The following is a 21,992-nucleotide window of genomic DNA, read 5'->3' as shown; positions in this document are numbered from 1 at the left end:
GGTGGCGGTGGCGGTGTCACGGGCGACTGGGCCCTGCGGGCTTGGAGGCGCGCAGCGAGAAGGTCAGCGGCATCGCCGGGAGCGCTCCGGGCAGCCTCCACCAGCCGTCCGGGTCGCGTTCCATGAACGGCAGCAGGCGCCAGCCCACGAAAGGCCATTCGTGCAGGAAGTCCACCCGCAGCCCGGCGTCGGCGAGGGCGGTGATCAGATCGCCCATGGTGTGCCCCCAGACGTACTCGACGTCCGGGATGCGGGTTTCGGGTACGGAGGTGGGGCTGCGGTACTCGAAGGCCAGGGGGGCGGGCTCGCCGAAGTAGGAGTAGCGAAGGCGTAGTTCGGGGTCCTCGATAGCGGTGTCGAGCATCCAGGCGGACGGGTGGAACTCGAAGAGGTAGAGGAAGCCGCCGGGGGCGAGGAAGTGCGCGACGACACGGGCCCAGGTACGCAGATCGGGGAGCCAGCCCAGGACTCCGTTGGAGGTGTAGACGATGTCGAAGCTGCCGGTGAGGACGTCCGGCAGGGTGAGGACGTCGGCTTCGACGAAGCGGGCGTCCGGAGCGACGTCGGCGGCCAGGCCGGTGGCGATCTCCACGGCGCGGGAGGAGAAGTCCACCCCGGTGACGCGGGCGCCGAGCCGGGCCCAGGACAGGGTGTCGAGGCCGACGTGGCACTGCAGATGGAGCAGGGATCTGCCCTCGACGGGGCCCACCTCGTCCCGCTCCAGCGGCCGCATCCGGTTGCCGCCCGCACGGAAACCGTCGAGGTCGTAGTCGTCGGAGGCGGCCTTGAGCGGAGTCCACTGCTGCCAGAGCCGGTGGTTGTCCGCGATGTAGCGCCCGGGGTCTCGCGATGCGCTCGCGGCGGTCATGCGGGCAGCTCGTACACGGAGACGTGGTGGGTGCAGGAGTCGGTCAGCGGCCGTCCCGACCAGCCGCCGGTACGCCGTACCAGCCGCAGGCCCGCCAATTCCGCCAGCAGGTCGAGCTCTCCGGGGGAGAAGTAGCGGAAGGAGACGCGTACGTGGCGCATCCTGCCGTCGTCGAGCACCGCGTAGTCGGAGGTGTACTGCTGGCGGGCGGGGTGCAGCGTGCGGGTGCGGAGCACGAAGCCCCCACCCGGGGTGTCCACCGGCTGTGTGCCGCTGCCGAGGGTGGCGAGCGCCTCGGGCAGATGCGCGTCGAGCACGAAGCGTCCGCCGGGCCTCAGCCGCTGGGCGGTGGAGGCGAGGCAGCGGCGCTGAGCCTCCTGGGTGTCGAGCTCGGCGAAGGTGCCCCCGGCCGTGTAGACGAGCGCGTACCGCCCGGTGTCCGCGGGGTCCGGGGGCGCGGCGAAGTCGCCGAGCGCCACCCTGATCGCGCCGCCGCCGGGCTTGGCGTGCAGCTGGGCCGTCATCTCGGGGGAGGCGTCGAGCCCTTCGACGGTCAGACCCAGCGCGGCCAGTGGCAGGACCACCCGGCCGGTGCCGCTGCCCAGTTCGAGCAGGGGGCCGGGCGGCCCCTCCTTGGCGAGAGCCGCCAGGAAGCCGACAGTGGAGTCCGTGGTCGACGCGGCGAACCAGTCGTCGTACCGGTCGGCGAACAGCGCGGCGTACGAGGGCTGTGCCGACGTGTCGTGCGGGAGCGCGGACATGAGGTCCTCCCGGTGCAGGAGCGGACAGGGCACGGACGGTGGTCATGGGCGGCCGGGGACGCGGCGGAGCTGTTTCGTACGGGCCTTGCCGGGGCGATCAGCCGAACGGGTGCGGGAGTTGGCCGGGTACGGGGCGGGCCGGCAGGGGCGAGGCTCCTGGGGCGATCAGCCGGACGACGGTCAGGCCCTCGTCCGCCGGAGGGCCCGCGCAGCGGTCGACGATGATCACCTCGCGCCCGGTGTGCGCGGCCAGCAGCGCGACCGGACCGGGGTCTCGGGCGGGCCGCGAGGCCGGGACAGGAGGGGCGCGGAGGGCGGTGGCCGGTCCGGCCCAGTGCGTCAGCGCGTCCTGGGCATGGAACGTCCACAGGGCGTGGTCCAGCCCGGTGCGTGGGTCCCCGGTGCGTGCCAGATGCTCCCAGGCGCGGACAGCGACCGGCGCGATCATGCTCCAGCGGACCATCAGCGCCTCCCAGCAGGCCCGTGCCACCGTCTCCGGAAGGTCGTGGGCGGGGCCGCAGCGGGCTCCGAACGTCTGACGTGTGCGATCCGGCCCGTGCACACAGACGGCGACGGCCCCGGTGCCCGTGGGGGCGGGGAGGGCGAGCGCGGTGGCCTCCAGGCCCTCGCGATGGAGCAGGGCCCGCAGTTCGCTCGCACCGGGCGGCAGCGCGCCGCGGGCGTCGAACGGCACCGGCGGGTAGTGGAGCGGGTCGTACCAGCTGCGGCGTACCAGATCGCGTTCCAGGATCTCCCACGCGGCGTGCGCTGCCGCCGCGTCCGGGCTCCGGTGGGCGGCGACACCGGTCGACCCGGCCCGGTGGGTGGCCGCGCAGCCCGGCGGGGGGCGGTGCTGGAGGAACGCGGCGCCCGCCGGTACCCAGCTGTCCTCACCGGAGCCTGCTGCCCGGCCCCGGCACCAGAGCTGCCGCACCCCGCGTGCCGGGACACCGCGGTTGGACCCGTCGACAGGACCGGTGGCGGGATCCGCGGGGTCGGCGGCAGGGACGCCGCTGCGGCGCAGCGCGAACCAGTCGCAGGTTCGGACCAGCCCGGCGCCCGCCGCCGACGGCCGTCCGCCGCCCGCTCCGGTTTCCGCCTCGGCCTCGGCTTCAGCGGCCCGTCCGGCGAGCACGTTGCCCATACGTTCCATCAGTTCGCCGCGGGCGCGCCGCCCGACATCGGCGGCGGTCGTGCCCGCTGCGCTGCCGATCAGGACAGAGGCGCCGCCCCCGGCGCCGCTCGCGTCGAAGGCCGTCGACCGGGCGGCGACGCGGGCCAGCAGCGCGCCTGGGGTGTGCGGCCACGGGGCGAAGACCTCCGGGGCCCAGGCCGTCGGTGCGAAGACGCTCACGCACGGCCTCCCGACAGCCGCCCCGTACGCGCTTCTTCCCGCGCGGCCTCCGCCGCCAGCACGTCGGCCGCCTCGGCGCGCACGGCCTCACCGGCGGGGGTGAGGGTGGTGCGGTGGCGACCGAGCGTGTCGACGCCCTGGAGTGCCTTCTCCAGCAGCCGGGCCCGGCGCTCGGCCACGGCCTCCCGCTGCAGGTCCGACAGCGGCGCCTCCTGGTGGATCAGCCGGTACAGGATCGTCTGGCGGACCAGGACCACCGTCTGCTGGAAGAGCCCGGTCAGCGGCCGGGGATCCGGCCGTAGCGGGGTCATGACGGAGGTGCCCGAACCCGTGGCGGACACGAGGAAGGGGGTACTGAAGGCAGCGGCGTTGCACCGGGTGTGGGTGCCTTCGTGGACCAGGGCGTCGGCCAGCCGGACCCAGCCGGGCAGGCCGGTACGCCCCACGGTCAGCCGGGACGCGTTGACGAACACGGCGCCGTGCGTGGTGAAGTCGGTGAAACCATCGATGGCGCGCCCGGCCAGCAGGGCGATCTGCCGTACACCTTCCTGCAGTTCGGCCAGCATCGTCGGCCACACCTCATCAAGCCGCTCGGCGGTCTCGGCCAGTACGGCGGCCTGCTCGGGCTCCCAGGCCCGGACGACGGCGCCCGGCCCCTCCGTACCCGTCTTCGCTTCCCGCCCCTGCGGGAGCGAGGCGAGTGCCCGGCCGACCGCCGCGGCGAGGTGGGGTGCCGGGTCGGCGAGATCGACCGCCCAGCGGCCGGCGGCCTTACGGGGCGGGGGAACGGCTGCCGGCGGCTCGCCGGCCGAGGCCGTGCGCTCCGGTGATGCGGTCAGCGGCGGCGGTTCCGCGCCGGCCTGATGGGCGGCGGCCTTGCGGGCAGGGTGCCGGAACGGTGCGGACCCGCCCGCTCCCGTCCTGCGCAGCACCGCGTCGGTGGTGTGCCAGAGGGCGTCCTCGGCGCGGCGGGCGGCCACGGCGTCAGGGGGCACAAGCACGTTCCGGCCTCCGTCGTTGCTCGGTCGCGGAGGTGCGTGGCGGACGAACCACCACGCACCCTGTGCTGATACGCGGACGGGTCGAGTGCCTCAGTCCTCGCTGGGGATGTCGATCATCAGGCCGAACTCCGGAAGTTCCTCGGTGACCTGCTCGATCTCCGGCTGCTCCATGCGATCACTCCTTCGATGGGTTCATCCGTGACGAACGGACGGCTCTCGCCGCCGGTCGGACATGGGGCTACCCAACGGACGTCACGCCGAAGAAAGGACTTCGGGAAGCCGCCGCAAAAGCGCCACCGTCGAAAATTCCAGGCTTTCGCGCCACCACGCAGAAAAGCGCCGAAGTTCGTCCGGAAAGAATTGCTCCCTGTGGTGGATGTGACAGGGGTGCGCGGGTGAGGGATGCGGCGGGCGCCGTGATGACCCGCCTCCACACATTGCGTCGGACGAAGCTGTCCTGATCGTCACCACGGAGGTCCGTCGCGGGTGCCCTGCGGGAGGAGAGGGGTAGCCCTCGGCGGCGTGGACCGATGTCCTCCCGGCCGTACGAGGCCCTGTTGTCACCGGTCGGGCAGCCCGAGACAATGCCGAGCTGTGACTCCTGACAACGCGGCGCCTGCACAACGGAGTTCTCCGACAGTTGATGCGGACGGGGAGATCTACGTTGTCTCGTTTCCCAAATGCGGCCGTACCTGGCTGCGGGTTCTGCTGGCCCGCGCCATCTCGGAAGCGCACCGTCTTCCGATGGAGATGTGCCGGGACCTGGACCTGACACATTTCACCGCGGCCGACCCCGGCGTTCCCCGGATCGTCTTCTGGCACGACGACCAGGTGGCGTGGCGGGCACCCGGCGAATTGTCGTCGGACAAGGGGTTCTACCGGGACCGCAAGGTCGTGCTGCTGGTCCGGGACATCCGGGACGTGGCCGTGTCCCACTATTTCCAGCGGACGCGGCGGGAGGGAAACCCCTACACCGGAACCCTCGATGAATTCCTGTCCGAGGACGTCGGAAGCGTACGCACCTGCCTGGAATTCTGGAACATCTGGCAGGCCCAGCAACACACACCGGCCGCCTTCATGCTTTCTTCCTATGAGCGCCTGAGCGCGGACACCACCGGCGAACTCGCCCGCATCCTGGACTTCTGCGGCCTGCCCGGGGCCACGGAACCCGCGACGCTGCGGGTGGCGGCGGAGTACGCCCGGTTCGACGCGATGCGGGCCATGGAACGCGACGACACACTGCGCTCGGAGAAGCTGCGGCCGTCCGTCCCCGGCGACCCGGAGTCGTACAAGACGCGACGCGGTGTCGTCGGCGGATTCCGGGACTATCTGGACGAGGAGCAGGTCGCCTTCATCGACGCGCTGGTCCGGGACATGCTGGATCCGCCATGGCAATCCATGGCACGGGCCGCGGACGGCCGGCCACGTTTCCGGTCGGCCGAGGAGGGATGACCGAGCAGACCTGGCAACCTGTGGGCGCCTGAAACTCGGCCGCGCTGACGGGCTCGCGCATGGTTGGCGGTGGCGCGTCGAAGGCCGTGGTGTCGGGCGAGGGCTGTCCAGTCGTGAGCGGGCCGGTCGGACCGTCGGCCAGCGGCAATCCGAAGGGGATGCGGCAGGCTCTGGAGATCGACGTCCTGGGTTACCTGCTGTGCGCCCGCCGAGCCATCGGCGACATGACGGCGTGGATGCCATGACGGTCGGGCTGTCCAAGGAGGTGGCGGCCGACGGCATCCAGGTCAACTGCGTAGCCCCCGGCGCGATCTGGACCGACTCCCACGCCGCCCCGCAGCGGCCCGCCAAGGTGGCGGCGGTCATCGTCGCCCGGCGGTGATGTCGTCAGCGGTTCACAGCGGGCAGGCGTTGGCGCCCGCTCCCGGGGCCGCCCGCCCTGGCGGCGAGTCGGCCCTGAGGAGACATCGGCGGATGAGAACGCGCTCAGTCGAAGACGACCGAGCGCACCTTCAGTCGCTCCGAAGCGCCGCCGGTGTGCGGGCGGAGCTTGAAGAAAGCGCCCTGGCAGTCGGGCTCGCTGAAGACCGTGGCCCAGGCGTCGGTGCGGTTCTTGGGGGAGTGGCCGGGCTGGGGGTTGTCCTGGCCGACGCCGGGAAGGGTGAGGCACTGCTCGTTGGGCGGGTCGGTGAGGAAGCCGGTGACGTCGTAGCCCTCGTCGGTGACGTAGTCGTAGCGGAACTGGCCGGTTGCGGCGGAGGCGGAAGCGGGGTTCACGGCCAGGAGCAGGGCGGCGCCGAGAACGGCTGTGAAGGCGGAACGAAAACGCATCGAGAAGTCTTTCTGCCGGGCGGGATCGGAACATGCCGTGGCCTTATTGCCCACTACGCGCCAAGGGCACCGGTGCTTCACCCGTATGGAGAGTGAGGAAACGAACCTGCATTACCCCGAAAGGCTCTGGCGCCCGCCTTGGGGCCAAACCAGTTATGCCGCAGCGCACTTGTACGCGGCCGGCGGCTCCGACGGCCGGCGGCTGGTCTGGATCAGGCAGTGGCGTGAGTCGCATCGGCTGCGCGTCGGCCCGGACAGCTGGCAACAGGTACGTACTCGGATCCTGCGGTATTCGGGGGAGACGCGACAAGGGCTCGGTGCGCTGTCCGTGGGTCGACTGAGCCCGCCCACGTACCGAGAGCGCTGCGGTTCGTCGGTGATGCCTCCCACGCTGCCGAGCGCACCGGCCCAGCCGGCCGGCAGCGTGGGTGGGGCGCAGGGCGTTGAGCACGACGACGTCGTGGATGATGCCGGTGTGGCGGCCGGCACGGACGGGGACGCCCGCGGTGCGGAGTTTGGCGGCGTAGGCTTCGCCTTCGTCGCGCAGGACGTCTGCCTCCGCGGTGACGATGAGTGCGGGCGGCAGGCCGGTGAGAACCGGACCCGCGCGCGGCAAGGGCGCAGGACCGGTCTCCAGCAGGGGAGGCTGTGCCTCTTACCGGTCGAGGATGTGTCCGACCTTGGTGGCCACGTGCTTGGCCTGGATGTCGCGGCCCTTCTCGTTGGGATGTGCGTACCACGGGACCGGCTGGCCGAGTTCGACCTTGGAGCTCTCCAGCATGCCGCCGATGCCCCGATCGGCACCGTCGCACGCCGTGTTGCTCCCGGTGTGATCGTAGAGGTCCACGAAGTCGGCGCCGTCATCCGCGGCGGCCTGCTTCATGACGTCATCCAGGCGCTTTTGCACCTGGTCCAAGACCGGCAGCGCGTCCTCGGGGATGTCGGCGAACGGCAGTTCTGTCTGGCCGGGGGCCGGGGTCAGGCACTTGGAGGGGTCCTTGGGCACGAGCCTGGGATAGCCGACCAGGACACGCTCGGCGTCCGGGGCGAAGTAGCCCATGCGCTGGAGCATCTGCTCCAGGTCCCCTTCGACCTGCTGGTACCGGTCGTCCAGCCATGCCTTTCCGTCTTCCGACTCGAAGAAGTCGCGGCACTCGCCGCCCGGCTTGTCCGGGTCCACCGGCTCTCCGGGCAGCAGAGGGTGTTGGCGGAGTTCGTCGGAGCACTGCTTGATGATGCTGGTGAATCCCAGCGTGTTGCCACCCATGCTGCCCACGACGAGGCGGGTGTCGGCCTTGAGGGCGTCTTGCTGCGCCGGGACTGCCCCGATGCCGAAGGGTAGTTGCTGCTCGTTCCAGAAGTGGTGGACGAGTGCGCCTGAGCAGGAGACGTCCGACTGGACATCGAGGGTGATGCCTTCGTCCTTGAGGCGTTGGGTGGCGACGGCGGGATAGTTCTCCGTGGCCTGGAAACAGAAGCCCTTCTCGCTGTCCTGGTTGTTCACGGGGGTGATGCCGAAGTTGGCGGTGTAGGAGTCGCCGAAGAAGACGGTCGGCACAGGGTCGGCGGGCACCGCGCCGGCACCTCCCGCCGGGACAGCGAGCGCCAAGCAGCTGCCCAGCGCGACGGCGACAGCGGCCAACCGCCGGGCCCTTGGGGTGTTCGTCTTCTTACGCATGGCCGAAGGCATGCCTATGCCCTTTCGTCGAGGCTCACGAGAAGCGGGGGCGAGAGAACGGAACGCTCCGTATTCACTCATGCGCGGAACGTGATACTCCAGGGGTGGTGAACTGCAACCGGGCGTTCTTGGACAATCCCTTCACCTCTGTCCATCGCACCTGTTCAGCAGGGGTGCCGCGAAGGCGCGGCTGACGAGTCCGGACGTGAACGTGACCCGAAGGAGGAGGAGGAGCCTGCCCGCTTGCCGCGCGTACCCGAGACGCGGCCGTTGTGCTGAGGGGGCATAGGCGCCTGGCATACAGTCGGCCATGCCGTACAAACGAGCCCCCGTCGAAGGTGAATCCCAAGGCCGGCGCGGTTGCCTTCGCATACTTGGCCAGAAGTCGGCCTGAGCCGTGGCCCCAGACCGGCGGGCCGCAGGTACGTTCTTCAGCGAGCAGGTCTCGAGGACCGCGCAGCTCGCATCCTGGCCGGTGACGTCCCCGACTACCCACAAGGGTCGGTCCCGGCGGTCCGACAGCCTCGGCCACCTCAACACAAGCAGTCCAGGCCCCGGCCGGGTTGTGTGTACACCCAGCTGTTCTCGGACCGCACACGCCCCTTGTGCCCAGCAGCGGAAGGGATGCAGCAAGGAAACCGCGCGTGCCCCGGCACCGGCGAACGGCAGGCACGTGATCCGGCAGGATGGCCGCATGCCCCACACCCCGATACGCCCCGCACAGCCCTTCGACGAGAAGTGGATCGCCCACGCCCTCGACGGTTTCATCGAAGGTTCCGGATACTGGAGCCCCGGCACGCTCGCCATGTTCACCGAGGTCGGCGGCTACTTGACCGGGAGTGGTGAGGAGGCGCCCGCGCGGTATCGGGGCTGGAACTGGTACCGGTTCATCGGCCGGTGCGGTGCCGTGGCCCTGCGGGCGAGCTCTTTCCACGTGCAGGACCATCTGCGCGCGGTCCAGCTGGCGATGCTGGATGTATGGGCCGAAACTCCCTTTGCCGACCCGGAGGTTCGCGTCCGGATGCGTACGGGCGTCCTCGAACTCGCCGACAAGGACACGCATGCCACTCGGACCCACGAGGGTGCGGTGGTCGCGCTGCACGGGCTCGGGGCCGGCCGGGAAGGGCAGCGCTTCGTCGAGTTGCGCAGCGGCGCCGCGCAGCCGCCGGCCCTCGGTCGGATCACGGCCACCGAGCCGGTGCCCGCAGCCGGTTGGGACACACCTGACCGACTGCGACGCCTCGTGCACCTCGTACGGCAGAAGGGCCCCGCGCCCTGGGACCGCGCGGCGGCCGCGGTGCTCGCCGAGCGGACCGGGCTGAGCCGGGCCGGGGCCGCGCTGCTGCTCGCCGGAATGCCCAATGTGAAGTACGGGTACGGGGGCCTCGATGCCGAGGCGCGCAAGGTGATGGGACTCAAGCAGTCCGAAGCCGAGGCCGGTGAGCGGGAGTTGGCGGCCCTGCGGGTGGCCGAGCGCCTCGACCTGCTGGCCGACGTACTGCCCGCGGACCCCGGGCAGCTGTGGCTGGAGGGCGGGCAGATGGCGCTCGCCGAGCGGATCGCCGAGGCCTGGCGCAGGCAACAGGGCGTACGCCCCGCCGTGCCCGAGACGACGCTCGCCGTCGCCGCCGAGCACAGCGATGTACGGATGGCCCCGGCAGCCGTGTGCGCCGTGTTCGCCGATCCCGCGCGCGAGCCGCGGCTGACCCGCGACCCTGACACCCGGCTGCGGATGAACAGCATCAGCGGCGGCGGCTGGGAGGGCGACGAGGGTTTCCGTTTCAGGGAGCTGCTCGTAGTGGTGTGCGACGCCGTCGACTGGGTGTACGCCGAGCTTCCAGAAGGAGATCCCGTACGCCGGGGTGTCCCCGAGACCCTACGGCTGCTGCGCGAACGCCTGGCCCACCCGGAGTTGCTGCTCTCCGCCCGCGGCCGCAGCCTGCGCGGCCGCACCGTGGCGGAACTGCTGCCGGGCTTCCCCGGCGCCCTGCCCTACTTGGACGCCGCCGAGCCGCTTGCCCACCCCACGCTGGACGACGGCCTGGTCGTCGTGTCCGAGGCAGGGTTCGACCGGCGAGGTGAGCGCGAGGCGCCCGGCGTGTACTTCCGGCCCGGCCGCTACGGGGCCGACGAGCGCTCGCGGCGCCTGGAGGCTGTGATCGACGTGGCGGACTCGCATCTGGCGCTGGTCCGCCGGCTGCGTGGTCCCGAGTTCGAGCGGATCGTGCAGCGCATCACCGAGGGGGCGCTGCCGCCGGGCGGCTACGAGAGTGATCCGCGGCTGTCCGCACCAGAGGTGGTCGAGGAGGTGGCCGCCACCACCGGCCTGGATACGGACGCCGCCACGTTGTATCTGCAGCTGCTCGCCCTGCCCGTGCCCACCGCCCGCCGTATCCGCCGCTTCAACCGGTGGACTCCCGCGCACCACAAGGCCGTTGCGGCCGCACTCGTCGAGGCCGGTCTGGTGGTCGCCGACCGCAGGGCCCGGGCCGGGCGGGGAGTGTTCCTGCCCGGCGACTGGGCGGGCGGGGACAAGTTCTACCCTCCGATGGAGACCTGGAAGGCCGGGCTGCTCGGAGTCCGGGTCATCGGACGCAAGGTCTGCTCCCGGCCCGTCGCCGGCCCCCTGCCCGAACTCTTCGCCCGGGCCTGGCGGACGCGTCCCCCAGCTTGAGCGCTGTCAGGCTGAGGCGTCCTGCGGGTACCAGCGGAGTTCCACGGTGTTGCCGTCCGGGTCCTGCACGTAGATCGATGTGGCGTTGCCCCGTGCGCCGAAGCGGTCGACGGGACCTTCGAGGACGGTAAAGGCCCCCGAAGCGATGACCTCCTCCCAGTCCAGCGGCTCCACGGTGAGACAGATGTGGTCGACGTTGGACTGTCCCCGAGGGCGACTGAACAGGTCGATGATGGTCTCATCGGTGACTCTCAGCGACGGGAACGGGATCTCGCCGGCTCGCCACTGTGCAACGCGTACTGGTTCCAGACCGAGGAGCCCGGTGTAGAAGTCCAGGGACCGCTCGACGTCCTCGACGTTGAGGACCAGGTGGTCGAACGCCTTGACGTGCAGCGAGGGCCGTCCGGGCTGGGCGCCGAGGCTTCCTGCGGGGTGGCTGTGCTGCCGCCGGGGCTCTTCGGTCGGGGCCGGGCCGGTGGTGATGTCCGAGACGTTGTTCACGGGGTTTCCTTCGACGGTGGAGTCCGGGTGGGCGCTGTTCACGATCCCTTGGAGAGGAGTCCGTCATCAAGGCGGGATCGGAATACGATCGTTGAGCCTGATTCAACGAACGGGGGGCTCATGCTGGAGCGGGTGGAGATCGAGACTTTCCTGACGCTTGCCGAGGAGCTGCACTTCGGCCGCACCGCCGAGCGCCTGTGCGTCACGACCGGGCGGGTCAGCCAGGTGATCAAGAAGCTTGAACGACGGGTCGGCGGCATGCTGTTCGAGCGGACCAGCAGAACGGTTCGACTCACTACGGTCGGGCGGCAGTTGGCCGATGACCTGATGCCCTTGGTCGCCGGAATGGAGGAGGCGCTACGAAGGGCCACCGATGCCAGTCGTGGTGTCACCGGAGTGCTGCGGGTCGCCTTCCTCGGCGAGTGGACGGCACCCGCACTCCTGAAGGTGGTGGGCCTGTTCAGCGAGCGCCACCCCGATTGCAGGGTCGATGTACGGGAGGTGCAGCTGTCCAACTCCCGCGCGAGCCTGCTCGACGGCTCGATAGACGTCCTCATCGCCTCGTACCCGTTTGACGGGATGGCCTGTGGGCCGGTGCTGCTGACGGAGAAGCGAGTGCTCGCCGCCGCGGCCGGGCATCCGCTCGCTGGCGAGGAGTCGGTGTCGCTCGAAGTGCTCGCTGAACACCCCGTGGTGCAGTATCCGGAGGTGACCTCAGCGGGGTTCAAGCGGGATCGCACACCGGACTGCACCCCTTCCGGCAGGCCAGTTCCCAAGGGGCCGACCGGAGGATCGTTCTCCGAAATGCTCACGCTGGTGGCGATGGGAAAGGGCGTTCTGCCGGTCGGAGAACATTCCCGGCGCTACTATCCGCGGCCGGATGTCGTCTATGTGCCGCTGCACGACGCACAGCCGATTGAGCGGGGGCCGGTCTGGCGGGAAGGGAACACCGCACAGAGCGTCCGCGAGTTCGTACGGGCTGCGGCAGACATTGCCGATGGGGCACCGATCGCGTGAGCGTGCCGCGGAATTCGCAGGCAGGGACCCAATACCTGCTGGGGTGGCGGGAGGCAGTCGTGTTCGCGGACCTCGGGCCGGTCACCCGGCGGCCTGACCGGCAAGGCCCACTCACGCCCCACCTCACCGCCGACCGACACTGACGTCCGCGGCCCTTCGCCGGAGGTAGCGGCTACTCAGCCATTGCGGAGATCGGCACGTTCACGGTTTCACCCTCCGTGGGTGAGGCGACGGGTGGGGCACCGCGGAACGCTGGCGTGGACACATCGCCGGCATGCGACGGTCCGTGTCGCCGCAGTGTGTCGGACCAGACTGGGAGGCATTGTGAACCAGTACCCGCCCATTGCGGATCACGGCATGGTCGGCGATCTCCAGACCGCCGCCCTCATCTCGTCCGGGGGAACCATCGACTGGTGGTGCACCCCCCGCTTCGACTCACCCAGCGTCTTCGCCTCGCTCCTGGACAGCGAACGCGGAGGGCACTGCCGTCTCGCCGCGGAGGTCCCGGACGGGGAGGACATGACGGTCCGGCAGCTCTACCTGTCCGACACGGCCATCCTGATCACCCGCTTCATGGCGCCCGGGGGAGTCGGTGAAGTCGCCGACTTCATGGTGCCCATCGACTCCTCCGCCCCGGCGGACGGACACACTCTGGTGAGGATCGCACGCGTCGTACGGGGCAGCGTGCCCTTCGCCCTCGCTTGCCGGCCCCGCTTCGACTACGGCCGTGCCACGCACACGCTCTCGACGACCGATGACCACTCCGTGCTCTTCCACGGCCCCGGCAGAGACCTGCATCTGCAATCCACCGCCGGCGTCACGCTCCGCTCGGACGGAGACGACATCACGGCCCGCTTCACCCTGTCCGCCGGACAGGCGGCCGCCGTGGTGCTGACCAGCACAGCCGCCGGAGAACCCGCCCCGCCCCACCCCACGCTCGAAGGGAGCGTCGACGCGTTCGAGACGTGTCGTGCCTTCTGGCTGTCGTGGCTGCGTTCCTGCACCTACCGGGGCCGCTGGCAGGACATCGTGAACCGCTCGGCGATCACGCTCAAACTGCTCACGTACGCGCCCACCGGGGCACCCATCGCCGCCGCCACCATGGGGCTGCCCGAGCAGACCGGCGGTGAGCGCAACTGGGACTACCGCTACACCTGGATCCGTGACGCGTCGCTGTCCGTCAGGGCATTGATCGACCTGGGATTCAAAGAAGAGGCGTTCGCCTTCCGCCGCTGGCTGCGAGACCGCATCAACCCCGAAGGCTTCTCCTCGGCGGACCCCCTGCAGATCATGTACCGCGTCGACGGCGATCCCCATCTGGTCGAGGAGCGCCTCGACCACCTGGAGGGCTACCAGGGATCCCGTCCGGTACGGGCGGGCAACGCGGCGTCCGGCCAGCTGCAACTCGACATCTACGGCGAGGCGTCGGACGCCCTGATCGTGGGTGGTGACATCGGTGCGATCCGCGGCTGGAAGGCGCTGAGTGACGTCCTGGACTGGCTCGCCGACAACTGGGACCAGCCTGACGAAGGCATCTGGGAGACCCGCGGCGGCCGTCAGAACTTCACCTACAGCCGCCTGATGACGTGGGTGGCGTTCGACCGCGGCATCCGCGCGGCGCACGAGTTCTCCCGCCCCGCCGATGTCGCTCGCTGGACCGAGGTGCGGGACACGGTCTTCCGACAGATCATCGAACGGGGCTGGCACCCCAAGCGCCAGGCATTCGTGCAGCATTACGACACCGACGTACTGGACGCCTCGCTCCTGCTCATGCCCAAGGTCGGCTTCGTGTCGCCCCACGATCCGGACTGGATCAGCACCCTGGACGCCATGGAGGAGGAGCTGGTCAGCGACAGCCTGGTCTACCGCTACGACCCGAAGGCATCCCCGGACGGCCTGCGCGGCTCGGAGGGCACCTTCAACCTGTGCAGCTTCTTCTACGTCGAGGCACTCGCCCGCAGTGGCAGGCTCACCCAGGCTCGTCACGCCTTCGACAAGATGCTCACCTATGCCAACCACGTCGGCCTCTTCGCCGAGGAGATCGGCCCCTCGGGAGAGCAGCTCGGAAACTTCCCGCAGGCATTCACGCACCTCGCTCTGGTCACCGCGGCCATGGCGCTCGACGAAGAGATGCAGAAGGCGGCAACCGGACCGCAACACGGCGATCACGGGCCCCCGCCCGTCCGGGGCCTCAAGACGCCCGCCAAGGACACGCGCGGCTAGGAAGTGGCAGCGTTGGGAGGACCAGTAGAAGGCGCCTGGCGGGCAGAAGCCCAGCTCAGGCGCCTTTTCTCGTTCCTCTAGAAGAAGCCGAGCTTCTTCGGCGAGTAGGAGACCAGAAGGTTCTTCGTCTGCTGGTGGTACACGGTCTCCTAGCGATTTGACCTGCGGAAACGAGGGAATGTCCATGGTTAGGAGCGGAGTTGGTCCGCTCCTGGTCCGGATCTTGGTCCGAGGTCTGCGTCGGACACCTCATTCGTACGCAGCCACTCGTCGCAGAGCATCACGGGGAGCCCATGGAACGCTGGCGCCTGCACCTGAGGAGTCGAGAGACCGATGAGGCTGCCCGCCGTCATCGTCGGCTTGTAGTTCAGCCATGACCAGGCGGACACAAAAGTTGCGCAGGATCACGAGAAGATCACCCACCCTCGACAGTCCCACGCCCCCTGCCGCGTAGAGGAGCGAGCATGTGCTCCCGGACCCCAAGGGGCTCACTCCCTCTCGGGCTCTGTGGTCGCCTGCAGCGCCGTGCCGTACGTGAGGAGCTTGTCCCACACGCTCATACCAACTCCGCAGAGCGCCGCCCAGGCAGCAGCGGCGATGGACGGGGTGGTCAACAGGTTGTAGAGGGACATGCTGCCGAAGGCGATGCCGAGGCCGAGGGAGATGATCTGCCCGGCGCGCACCAGAGGTGGTAGGAGAGAACGCTGGGGGGACGATGAGGGGTTCGACATGTGGAACTCCGGAGGAGAGGTCATTGGTGGGAGCCCGGCCGGGGCATGACGAACCTAGGTGGCATGCTGCGTCCTCCATAAGCCTCCTCACTAGGCGAGAATTGGTAAAGGTCGCGGAGGGGATGAGCGAGTGGACGTGCAGGTGATGCCTGGTGGCGAAGGCTCCGCGGACGATGAAACCTTCGGCGTGGAGCTTCGAGGGGTGCCAGGACTCGCGGGCCTGCTGGTGACGATCGGCTTCAGGCCGGGCCAGCACGGCATCTTGAGGGCCTGCTTACTGACTGTTTGCTCCGAAGGCGCGGAGCCTTTGCCCACGGAGGGCACGCAGTGGTTCCGGCTGGAAGGCGACCGGATGCTTGCCGTCGCAAGCACTGCGGCGAACCTCGGCCCTGAACTTGCACGGGAACTCGACAACTCGTGGTCCGGGCGTCCGCGAGGAGGGGGAGAGGCCCACTCTCAGATGGTCGCTGGGGTGTACGAGGCCGCTGTGAACAGAGGGCTCCCGCCTCGACACGTCGTTGCAGCCGTGTGGAGTCGGAGTCTTGGTTGCGTCAACAACTGGCTGCGCGAAGCCCGAAAGCACAACGTCCTCGGCATCATCGCGCAGGCCAGCAGGCCCGGAAGGGGCGAGCCTGCCGAGAAAGCCCCCAGACGGCCCGGCCGCCACCCAAGGCCCTCGCAGGCCCCCCCTTGGGTGGATGCGACGAGTCAAGGTGCGCGAGTGGGAGGTGTGACGGGATTCGAAGAGTGGGAGTTCCACGTGAATTTCTCCCGTCGGGACCATCATGTCTGCGCGCTGACGATGGAATCGGCCCGAGCGGAATCCCCTCACCACCTCACGCCCAGCGTAGTCGCGGCGATGCCCATCTCTCAGATCCTGCGGTTGGTTGTTCCGTCCGTGGACTACACCGAGGGCATCTGCACGTATGACTTGCGCCCCCACCTGGAGATGGCTCGTCTTGTAGCCGGCCCGCTCGGGGCGCGGAAGCGCGGAGAGCAGCATCTCCGTCAGGTGGCCATGCTGTACAGGTTTGCCCTTTCGCAACGCAAGATGGTGAGGGATAAGAGGACAGGCCGTCTGCGCCCGAAGGCTCCGCTTCCTCCGCTCAAGTTGATGCGCGCGGTGTGGGGGGCTGAAGCGGTTTCCTACTCCACGGCAAGCCGCTGGACTATACGGGCCCGAGCAGCGGGGATCCTCCCCGGGGATCTTCGATGGAGCCCCCGTCTGGACCCCCGCACGGTCGGCCGACCTCTCAAGCGGACATCTCGCCCGGCATAGCGGCGCCTTCGCCGCTATCTACGTCCTGACAACCTCCCGCAGCGGCTCATCTCCTCGACGGGGACGCGGTCCAGGCGCTGGGTTTCATGACTTCGGCGTTGAACCCGCGGGGGGACGGCTGCGAGGAGGCAGCGCATCACGATGTCGATGCCTTTGAGGCTGCGGGTGCGCTGATTGCCCGCCAGTGCATCGACGGATTCGCGCATCTGGGCGGTGAGGGCAGCCAGGTCCGGTTTCTTGTAGCGGATGGTGAGGAACTTCTGCCCGGACCAGGGGGCATCCCCCTCGGGGAAGGTGGAAAAACGGCTGGCCTGGTCGAGGCGCTGCAGAAGGTCGGTGACATGGCCGCTGAAGTGTGAGGCGAGGGTCTCACGGGCCTTGGCCATGCCTTCGAGGTCTGAGGTCAGGGCTGCGATGCGGGAGGTGAGTGCGGTGGTCCAGGTGGCGGCCATCGCGGGGATGCGGCGGCTGTCCAGGGCGGAGATCTGTGTGCGCAGCGGGATGTCGAGTCCTTCGAATCGGACATCCCGCTGGGGGCTTCCTTGAGCCGGCTGATGCGTCTTCACCCGGCTTCGGCACGACCCCCGCACCCAGGCGTACTACGAACGCCGCATCCACGAGGGCAAAACCCGACGTGAGATCATCCGATGCCTCAAGCGATATGCCGCCCGGGAGGTCTTTAACCTGGTCAGAACGGCATCCAGTGATCCACCGTTATAGGGGCGTCTGTGATTTGAGGGGATCCGTTTGATGGTGCCGACGGGGGCCTGCGTGAAAGGGGGGTCCCGGCGCGCGACTGTCCAGGAGCAGTGTGCTCGCCCTTTCGGGTGGCGGCTGGGCGTACCCGTGCTGGCTGCCGCATGCCCTGCCTCCTTCTGCTTCAAGTGACGCGAGGCTCAGTTGCACCACGCGAGGGCTGGAAGATCGAGCCGGACAACCTAGCCCAGGTCTCCCCAGTGATTACGGAGAACCTCAAGCGGTTCGGCGAGTACTTCACCCACGAACTCAGCATTTTGCCCGCGGCCTTGGTCCGTCCGTGTCTCGGCAGGAGTAGCTGCGCGGTGGTGAGCGCGCCAGTAGGCAAAGGGCCGACACGCCCTCAACCGGGTGATTAGTCAGTCCCTGCTCATAGCCACTCGTTCTGACGGACAACCCTGATGTGACCAGCATCTTGCCCAGGAGGAACGTTGAGAAGAACTATCGCCGCCGCCGCGGCTCTCGCCGCTCTCGGCTTTGCCGCCGTCCCGTCCACCGCGGACTCGCGAGAGTCCTGGAACACCCATGAGAAGTGTGTGCAGAAGGACTGGGACGGTCGTCGCATCCCCACGCGTACAGGCAACTCGGAGCTGGGTTGGATCCACTTCTCCAGGCCGCACAACATCACGTCGTGCAGGCTCATCAACGCCGCCCTCGACGGCAAACCTGACAAGAAGACCGACGACGGCCGCTACACCGCCCCCGGCACGAAGGGGAAGATCGGTGTGATCACCGCCTACTGCAGAGGGGTGCAGAAGTGCCCGTCATGGGTCAACCGCTAGCCACCGTCTCCCCAGACGTGCTGTTCCGTACGCAGTGCGCCGTCGCGGATGCGCTGTGGCACTACACCACCACCCCGGTCGCCAAGCCGTACTACGTGCGCGGGTGCATCCCAGACCTGGACGAGCCTCGGGTGACCGTTGCGCTGTGGACCGGTCCCGCGGCGCGCGAGAAGAAGAACCTCTTCCTGTCCATCCCACTGGTGTCCGACGGTGTGCCCCTCTCGGCGACGCACGTCACCTTGGGGCTGCTGCGGCTGGGCCGGGGAACCCATATGTTCGGCTTCACCGGCCACCAATTCGACGGCAAGCGCGTCCTCAACGGCAGCGCGCTGGTCAAGGGTGTCGCGGCTGCTGGACCACCTGGGGAGAGTGGTGAACTGCAGGGGCCCAGAGGCTTCTACTTCGAGCGGCCCGGACGGTTGACGAAGTACTGAGTACTGAGCTGACCCAGAGCCCGCGTTCGCCGTGCGGCGCTGCTCTGTTTTGCTCGCCACGCGAAGGACCGCCGCGTTGGAGGCCGACGCCCGCAGGGGATCGCTGGACGCTGTCGTACAACGTGAACAGTTTCGACAATAGATGGACGTCGGAAGGTGCACTATTCCGCGCCACAAGCATCTACAAACCGCGGCTCGTGTCATTCCGGCTGAACCTGTCAGCCACTCCTGGATTCACGCCCCGCAGTTGCTCGCACCGGTGGGTATCGGTCCGGACAGCGCCGTAACGCTCCTGATCACCATGGGGGACGATCTCGAACGAGTGCACACCGAGGCATCGTTTGCCGCCTTTTGCGGAGTCAGCCCCGTCGAGTACTCTTCGGGCCGCCGGAGCTCGCGCCGGCTCAACCACGGCGGCGACCGGAAGGCGAACGCCGCCCTGGGGTTCACTAGGCTGCGCCACGATCCGCGCACGCAGGCGTTGTCCTTGCCGAAAAGCTCATCCGTGCAGGTCAGGCTGCATGTTGGTATTCGTGGAGGATGCCCCCCAGGCGGTCGCGTCTTCGTATGTCAAGGCGGTTGATCTGCTCGGGATCGGTGATGGGTGCGGGGAGGGTGTGCAGTGGGCGGGAGTTGGCGATGCCCTGATGCGGCCGATGCTCGTTGGAGAACTGCTCGAACTCGCGGAGAGCGTGGAGAAAGTGCCGGTGGTTCCAGACGAGGGTGCGGTCCAGCAGTTCTCGTCGGCAGGTCTCCACCCAGCGTTCCATGATCGCGTTCATACGCGGTATGCGTACGCCGCTGAGGACCACCTCTATGCCGGCGTCGGCGAGAATGGCGTCGAACAGGGCAGGGAACTTGCCGTCCCTGTCCCGGATCAGGAACCGCGCTCGGCTGCAGCGGTCTTCAAGGTCCATGACGAGGTTCTTGGCTGTCTGCGTTATCCAGGGCGCGTTGGGATGCGCGGTGGCGCCCAGAATGCGGATGCGGCGGCTTGCGTGTTCGATCACCGCGAATACGTAGAGTCGGGCTCCTGACAGGGTGACGGTTTCGAAGAAATCGCAGGCCAGAAAGGCGTCGCTTTGGGAGCGTAGGAAGTCCGCCCACGTGCTCGACGCCCGTTCGGGGGCGGGTGGGATGCCGGCGTCCTTCAGTATTTCCCAGACGGTTGACGCGGCTACTTTCACTCCGAGTACAAGCAGTTCGCCGTGCAGGCGCCTATATCCCCAAGTGGGGTTCTCTCGGGCCAGGCGCAGGACGACGGCTCGGATGGAGCGGACGGTCCGCGGTCGGCCTTCTCGAGGGGGTCGGGACCGGATGGCGTGCAGGCACGCGACCAGGTCACGGTGCCAGCGCAGGACCGTGTCAGGTCGCACCAGCAGCCGCATACGCCGAAGAACACTCTTCGGGAGGCCGTTCAGGAGCGCTGCCAGGAGCGCTCGATCGCCTGCGGTGAAGGCGACTCGTTTTCCGTTCAGCTGCCGCTCTAGTACCGCGATCTGGTGGCGCAGGGCCAGGATCTCTGTGTCCTTGTCCCGGTCGGTCATGGGGAGCAGGCGCAGCATCGCGAAGGCGTTCGTCACGCCCAGGTTAGCGAGTTTCCACAGCACGAGCGATCATCATGCCGAGGTCATGGCCGCGCCGCCAGAGCCCCGGGCCATACCTGCGGAGGCAGCAACTCGGTGATCAGATGTATCCGCTCTGACCAGGGTGGATGAGGTAATCGGCAAGGACAACGCCGGGATCTCGTTCTGGCTGTACTCCGGAGTGGACCCGGCCGAATGTGCTCGCCGCGCGGGCCAGAGCATCGAGGTCCTCTTCCGCCATTACGCCAAGTTCCTGGATGGCGTCCGGGAGCAGGCCAACCTCCTCATCGAACAGTCGATGAAGGAGTGGGATCGCGTCAGTCAGGGCGCGGCACCTGGGCGGTGAGTCGGGGTTTTGGTCCGCCACTGGTCCGGAACAGCTGGTCAGAAGCGGAATAGCGATGGGAGGAACTGGGGGTTACCACGTAAACCGGGCCCGGCTCAGCGTGGGCCGAGCGGAAGGCGCCTGACGGGTAAAAGACCAGGTCAGGCGCCTTTTCTCGTGCCTCTAGAAAAAGCCGAGCTTCTTCGGCGAGTAGGAGACCAGAAGGTTCTTCGTCTGCTGGTAGTGCTCCAGCATCATCTTGTGTGTCTCGCGTCCGATGCCGGACTGCTTGTAGCCGCCGAACGCCGCGTGCGCGGGGTAGGCGTGGTAGCAGTTCGTCCAGACGCGGCCCGCCTGGATCGCGCGGCCCGCGCGGTAGGCGGTGTTCATGTCACGCGTCCACACGCCGGCGCCCAGACCGTAGAGCGTGTCGTTGGCGGTCTTGATGGCGTCGTCGAAGTCGCTGAACGACGCGACCGAGACGACCGGACCGAAGATCTCCTCCTGGAAGATCCGCATACGGTTGTCGCCCTCGAAGATCGTCGGCTGGACGTAGTAGCCGCCGGCCAGTTCGCCGTCGTACGTGATCCGCTGACCGCCGGTCAGGACTTTCGCGCCCTCCTGCTGGCCGATGTCCAGGTAGGAGAGGATCTTCTCCAGCTGATCGTTGGAGGCCTGGGCCCCGATCATCGTGTCGGTGTCCAGCGGGTGCCCCGGCACGATCTGCTCGGTGCGGGCGACCGCCGCTTCCATGAACTCGCTGTAGTGGCCGCGCTGGACGAGAGCACGCGACGGGCAGGTGCAAACTTCGCCGTTGTTGAGGGCGAACATCGTGAAGCCCTCGAGCGCCTTGTCACGGAAGTCGTCGTTGGCGGCCCATACGTCGTCGAAGAAGATGTTCGGCGACTTCCCGCCCAGCTCCAGCGTCACCGGCTTGATGTTCTCCGAGGCGTACTGCATGATCAACCGCCCCGTCGTGGTCTCACCGGTGAAGGCGACCTTCGCGACGCGCGGGCTGGAGGCGAGGGGCTTGCCCGCCTCGACGCCGAAGCCGTTGAGGATGTTCACGACACCCGGCGGCAGCAGATCGGCGACCAGGCTCATCCAGTAGTGAATCGAGGCCGGAGTCTGCTCCGCGGGCTTCAGGACAACCGCGTTGCCCGCCGCCAGAGCGGGCGCGAGCTTCCATGTCGCCATCAAAATGGGGAAGTTCCACGGGATGATCTGCGCGACGACGCCGAGCGGCTCGTGGAAGTGGTACGCGATGGTGTCCTCGTCCACCTCGCTCAGCGACCCCTCCTGCGCGCGGAGGACGCCCGCGAAATAGCGGAAGTGGTCGATGGCGAGCGGGATGTCGGCGGCCAGCGTCTCGCGGACGGGTTTGCCGTTCTCCCAGCTCTCGGCCACCGCGAGCTGTTCGAGGTTCGCCTCCATACGGTCGGCGATCTTCCGCAGGACGTCCGCACGCTCGGTCGGGGACGTGCGGCCCCACGCGGGCGCGGCGGCATGCGCCGCGTCCAGGGCGCGCTCCACGTCCTCGGCCGTGCCGCGGGCGATCTCGGTGAAGGGCTGTCCGTTGACCGGGCTCGGGTTCTCGAAGTACTGGCCACGGGCGGGCGGGACGTACTCGCCGCCGATGAAATGGTCGTAGCGGGACTGGTAGGAGACAACTGCGCCGTCGGTGCCGGGCGCTGCGTAACGGGTCATCTTGGTGGCCTCCCGGGGAAGACTGCCCGCCG

General features: G+C 68.6%; 18 protein-coding genes and 4 pseudogenes. 10 read left to right on the top strand and 12 right to left on the bottom strand.

Features of this window, described 5'->3' with window-relative positions; genetic code table 11:
* Positions 1–16: 16 nt before the first annotated feature.
* From ACWGIH_RS23910 to ACWGIH_RS23895, 4 genes are all read right to left on the bottom strand, one after another.
* Entirely contained in the window at positions 17–868 is an 852-nt protein-coding gene (locus ACWGIH_RS23910; protein ID WP_453442904.1) for a class I SAM-dependent methyltransferase, read from the bottom strand.
* The gene (locus tag ACWGIH_RS23905) at positions 865–1,629 is read right to left on the bottom strand and encodes a class I SAM-dependent DNA methyltransferase (protein WP_453442902.1); all 765 of its coding nucleotides are present in this window, start codon (positions 1,627–1,629) and stop codon (positions 865–867) included. The genes ACWGIH_RS23910 and ACWGIH_RS23905 overlap by 4 nt, the downstream gene beginning before the upstream one ends.
* Positions 1,630–1,726: 97 nt before the next feature.
* Positions 1,727–2,983: a YcaO-like family protein gene (locus ACWGIH_RS23900; RefSeq protein WP_453442901.1), complete on the bottom strand. Its 1,257-nt coding sequence runs from the start codon at positions 2,981–2,983 to the stop codon at positions 1,727–1,729.
* Positions 2,980–3,984, bottom strand: coding sequence for an aKG-HExxH-type peptide beta-hydroxylase (locus ACWGIH_RS23895; protein WP_453442900.1), 1,005 nt, complete (start codon positions 3,982–3,984; stop codon positions 2,980–2,982). Before ACWGIH_RS23895 ends, ACWGIH_RS23900 begins: the two co-directional genes overlap by 4 nt.
* Positions 3,985–4,470: 486 nt before the next feature.
* Between ACWGIH_RS23895 and ACWGIH_RS23890 the strand changes: the two genes are divergently transcribed.
* The gene (locus tag ACWGIH_RS23890) at positions 4,471–5,436 is read left to right on the top strand and encodes a sulfotransferase domain-containing protein (RefSeq protein ID WP_453442898.1); all 966 of its coding nucleotides are present in this window, start codon (positions 4,471–4,473) and stop codon (positions 5,434–5,436) included.
* Positions 5,437–5,549: 113 nt separating this feature from the next.
* Positions 5,550–5,794, top strand: a pseudogene (locus tag ACWGIH_RS23885) (oxidoreductase); the annotation flags it as partial.
* A gap of 128 nt (positions 5,795–5,922) precedes the next feature.
* Here ACWGIH_RS23885 and ACWGIH_RS23880 read toward each other — a convergent pair.
* The 3 genes and pseudogenes from ACWGIH_RS23880 to ACWGIH_RS23870 all read right to left on the bottom strand — a co-directional run bounded on the left by ACWGIH_RS23880 (position 5,923) and on the right by ACWGIH_RS23870 (position 7,945).
* The gene (locus ACWGIH_RS23880) at positions 5,923–6,267 is read right to left on the bottom strand and encodes a hypothetical protein (RefSeq protein ID WP_453442896.1); all 345 of its coding nucleotides are present in this window, start codon (positions 6,265–6,267) and stop codon (positions 5,923–5,925) included.
* 418 nt (positions 6,268–6,685) lie between these two features.
* Positions 6,686–6,865: pseudogene (locus tag ACWGIH_RS23875) on the bottom strand (alpha/beta hydrolase fold domain-containing protein); the annotation flags it as partial.
* A gap of 57 nt (positions 6,866–6,922) precedes the next feature.
* The gene (locus ACWGIH_RS23870) at positions 6,923–7,945 is read right to left on the bottom strand and encodes an SGNH/GDSL hydrolase family protein (protein WP_453442894.1); all 1,023 of its coding nucleotides are present in this window, start codon (positions 7,943–7,945) and stop codon (positions 6,923–6,925) included.
* Between the two features lie 694 nt (positions 7,946–8,639).
* Here ACWGIH_RS23870 and ACWGIH_RS23865 point away from each other — a divergent pair.
* The gene (locus ACWGIH_RS23865) at positions 8,640–10,619 is read left to right on the top strand and encodes a hypothetical protein (RefSeq protein ID WP_453442893.1); all 1,980 of its coding nucleotides are present in this window, start codon (positions 8,640–8,642) and stop codon (positions 10,617–10,619) included.
* 6 nt (positions 10,620–10,625) lie between these two features.
* Here the strand turns inward: ACWGIH_RS23865 and ACWGIH_RS23860 are convergent, their stop codons facing one another.
* Positions 10,626–11,012 (bottom strand): VOC family protein, encoded by a 387-nt coding sequence (locus ACWGIH_RS23860; RefSeq protein WP_453443190.1) that lies wholly within the window; start codon positions 11,010–11,012, stop codon positions 10,626–10,628.
* A gap of 228 nt (positions 11,013–11,240) precedes the next feature.
* On the opposite strand from ACWGIH_RS23860, the gene ACWGIH_RS23855 reads away from it, so the two are divergent.
* Both ACWGIH_RS23855 and ACWGIH_RS23850 read left to right on the top strand, forming a co-directional pair.
* Positions 11,241–12,137 carry a LysR family transcriptional regulator gene (locus tag ACWGIH_RS23855; RefSeq protein WP_453442891.1) on the top strand — a complete coding sequence of 299 codons (897 nt, stop codon included), beginning with the start codon at positions 11,241–11,243 and terminating at the stop codon, positions 12,135–12,137.
* 324 nt (positions 12,138–12,461) lie between these two features.
* Positions 12,462–14,360, top strand: a complete 1,899-nt coding sequence (locus tag ACWGIH_RS23850; RefSeq protein WP_453442890.1) for a glycoside hydrolase family 15 protein — start codon at positions 12,462–12,464, stop codon at positions 14,358–14,360.
* A gap of 488 nt (positions 14,361–14,848) precedes the next feature.
* Here ACWGIH_RS23850 and ACWGIH_RS23845 read toward each other — a convergent pair whose 3' ends face one another.
* Positions 14,849–15,091: a hypothetical protein gene (locus tag ACWGIH_RS23845; protein WP_453442889.1), complete on the bottom strand. Its 243-nt coding sequence runs from the start codon at positions 15,089–15,091 to the stop codon at positions 14,849–14,851.
* Positions 15,092–16,384: 1,293 nt separating this feature from the next.
* On the bottom strand, positions 16,385–16,822 hold the full coding sequence (locus ACWGIH_RS23840) for a hypothetical protein (protein WP_453442887.1): 438 nt from the start codon (positions 16,820–16,822) through the stop codon (positions 16,385–16,387).
* 115 nt (positions 16,823–16,937) lie between these two features.
* On the opposite strand from ACWGIH_RS23840, the pseudogene ACWGIH_RS23835 reads away from it, so the two are divergent.
* The 4 genes and pseudogenes from ACWGIH_RS23835 to ACWGIH_RS23820 all read left to right on the top strand — a co-directional run.
* Positions 16,938–17,090 (top strand): annotated as a pseudogene (locus ACWGIH_RS23835) (IS110 family transposase); the annotation flags it as partial.
* Positions 17,091–17,557: 467 nt separating this feature from the next.
* Positions 17,558–17,908, top strand: coding sequence for a hypothetical protein (locus ACWGIH_RS23830; RefSeq protein ID WP_453442886.1), 351 nt, complete (start codon positions 17,558–17,560; stop codon positions 17,906–17,908).
* Positions 17,893–18,342 (top strand): hypothetical protein, encoded by a 450-nt coding sequence (locus tag ACWGIH_RS23825; RefSeq protein ID WP_453442884.1) that lies wholly within the window; start codon positions 17,893–17,895, stop codon positions 18,340–18,342. Before ACWGIH_RS23830 ends, ACWGIH_RS23825 begins: the two co-directional genes overlap by 16 nt.
* Positions 18,343–18,583: 241 nt before the next feature.
* Positions 18,584–18,820: pseudogene (locus ACWGIH_RS23820) on the top strand (transposase); the annotation flags it as partial.
* A 34-nt stretch (positions 18,821–18,854) separates the two neighbouring features.
* Here ACWGIH_RS23820 and ACWGIH_RS23815 read toward each other — a convergent pair.
* On the bottom strand, positions 18,855–19,952 hold the full coding sequence (locus ACWGIH_RS23815; protein ID WP_453442882.1) for an integrase core domain-containing protein: 1,098 nt from the start codon (positions 19,950–19,952) through the stop codon (positions 18,855–18,857).
* A 100-nt stretch (positions 19,953–20,052) separates the two neighbouring features.
* Here ACWGIH_RS23815 and ACWGIH_RS23810 point away from each other — a divergent pair, with 100 nt between their 5' ends.
* Entirely contained in the window at positions 20,053–20,274 is a 222-nt protein-coding gene (locus tag ACWGIH_RS23810) for an integrase (RefSeq protein WP_453442880.1), read from the top strand.
* Positions 20,275–20,436: 162 nt separating this feature from the next.
* Here the strand turns inward: ACWGIH_RS23810 and exaC are convergent, their stop codons facing one another.
* Positions 20,437–21,960: an acetaldehyde dehydrogenase ExaC gene (gene exaC, locus ACWGIH_RS23805; protein WP_453442878.1), complete on the bottom strand. Its 1,524-nt coding sequence runs from the start codon at positions 21,958–21,960 to the stop codon at positions 20,437–20,439.
* Between the last annotated feature and the right edge of the window lie 32 nt (positions 21,961–21,992).

This window comes from Streptomyces sp. NPDC054872 (genome assembly GCF_053610705.1).
This window is presented reverse-complemented; position numbering and strand designations above follow the sequence as displayed.

Bases quoted from the DNA above. Each gene is read 5' to 3' on its own strand.
- ACWGIH_RS23910 (WP_453442904.1), bottom strand. From the start codon at position 868: ATGACCGCCGCGAGCGCATCGCGAGACCCCGGGCGCTACATCGCGGAC.
- ACWGIH_RS23905 (WP_453442902.1), bottom strand. From the start codon at position 1,629: ATGTCCGCGCTCCCGCACGACACGTCGGCACAGCCCTCGTACGCCGCG.
- ACWGIH_RS23880 (WP_453442896.1), bottom strand. From the start codon at position 6,267: ATGCGTTTTCGTTCCGCCTTCACAGCCGTTCTCGGCGCCGCCCTGCTC.
- ACWGIH_RS23870 (WP_453442894.1), bottom strand. From the start codon at position 7,945: ATGCGTAAGAAGACGAACACCCCAAGGGCCCGGCGGTTGGCCGCTGTC.
- ACWGIH_RS23865 (WP_453442893.1), top strand. From the start codon at position 8,640: ATGCCCCACACCCCGATACGCCCCGCACAGCCCTTCGACGAGAAGTGG.
- ACWGIH_RS23855 (WP_453442891.1), top strand. From the start codon at position 11,241: ATGCTGGAGCGGGTGGAGATCGAGACTTTCCTGACGCTTGCCGAGGAG.
- ACWGIH_RS23845 (WP_453442889.1), bottom strand. From the start codon at position 15,091: ATGTCGAACCCCTCATCGTCCCCCCAGCGTTCTCTCCTACCACCTCTG.
- ACWGIH_RS23840 (WP_453442887.1), bottom strand. From the start codon at position 16,822: ATGGCCGCCACCTGGACCACCGCACTCACCTCCCGCATCGCAGCCCTG.
- ACWGIH_RS23825 (WP_453442884.1), top strand. From the start codon at position 17,893: ATGGGTCAACCGCTAGCCACCGTCTCCCCAGACGTGCTGTTCCGTACG.
- exaC (WP_453442878.1), bottom strand. From the start codon at position 21,960: ATGACCCGTTACGCAGCGCCCGGCACCGACGGCGCAGTTGTCTCCTAC.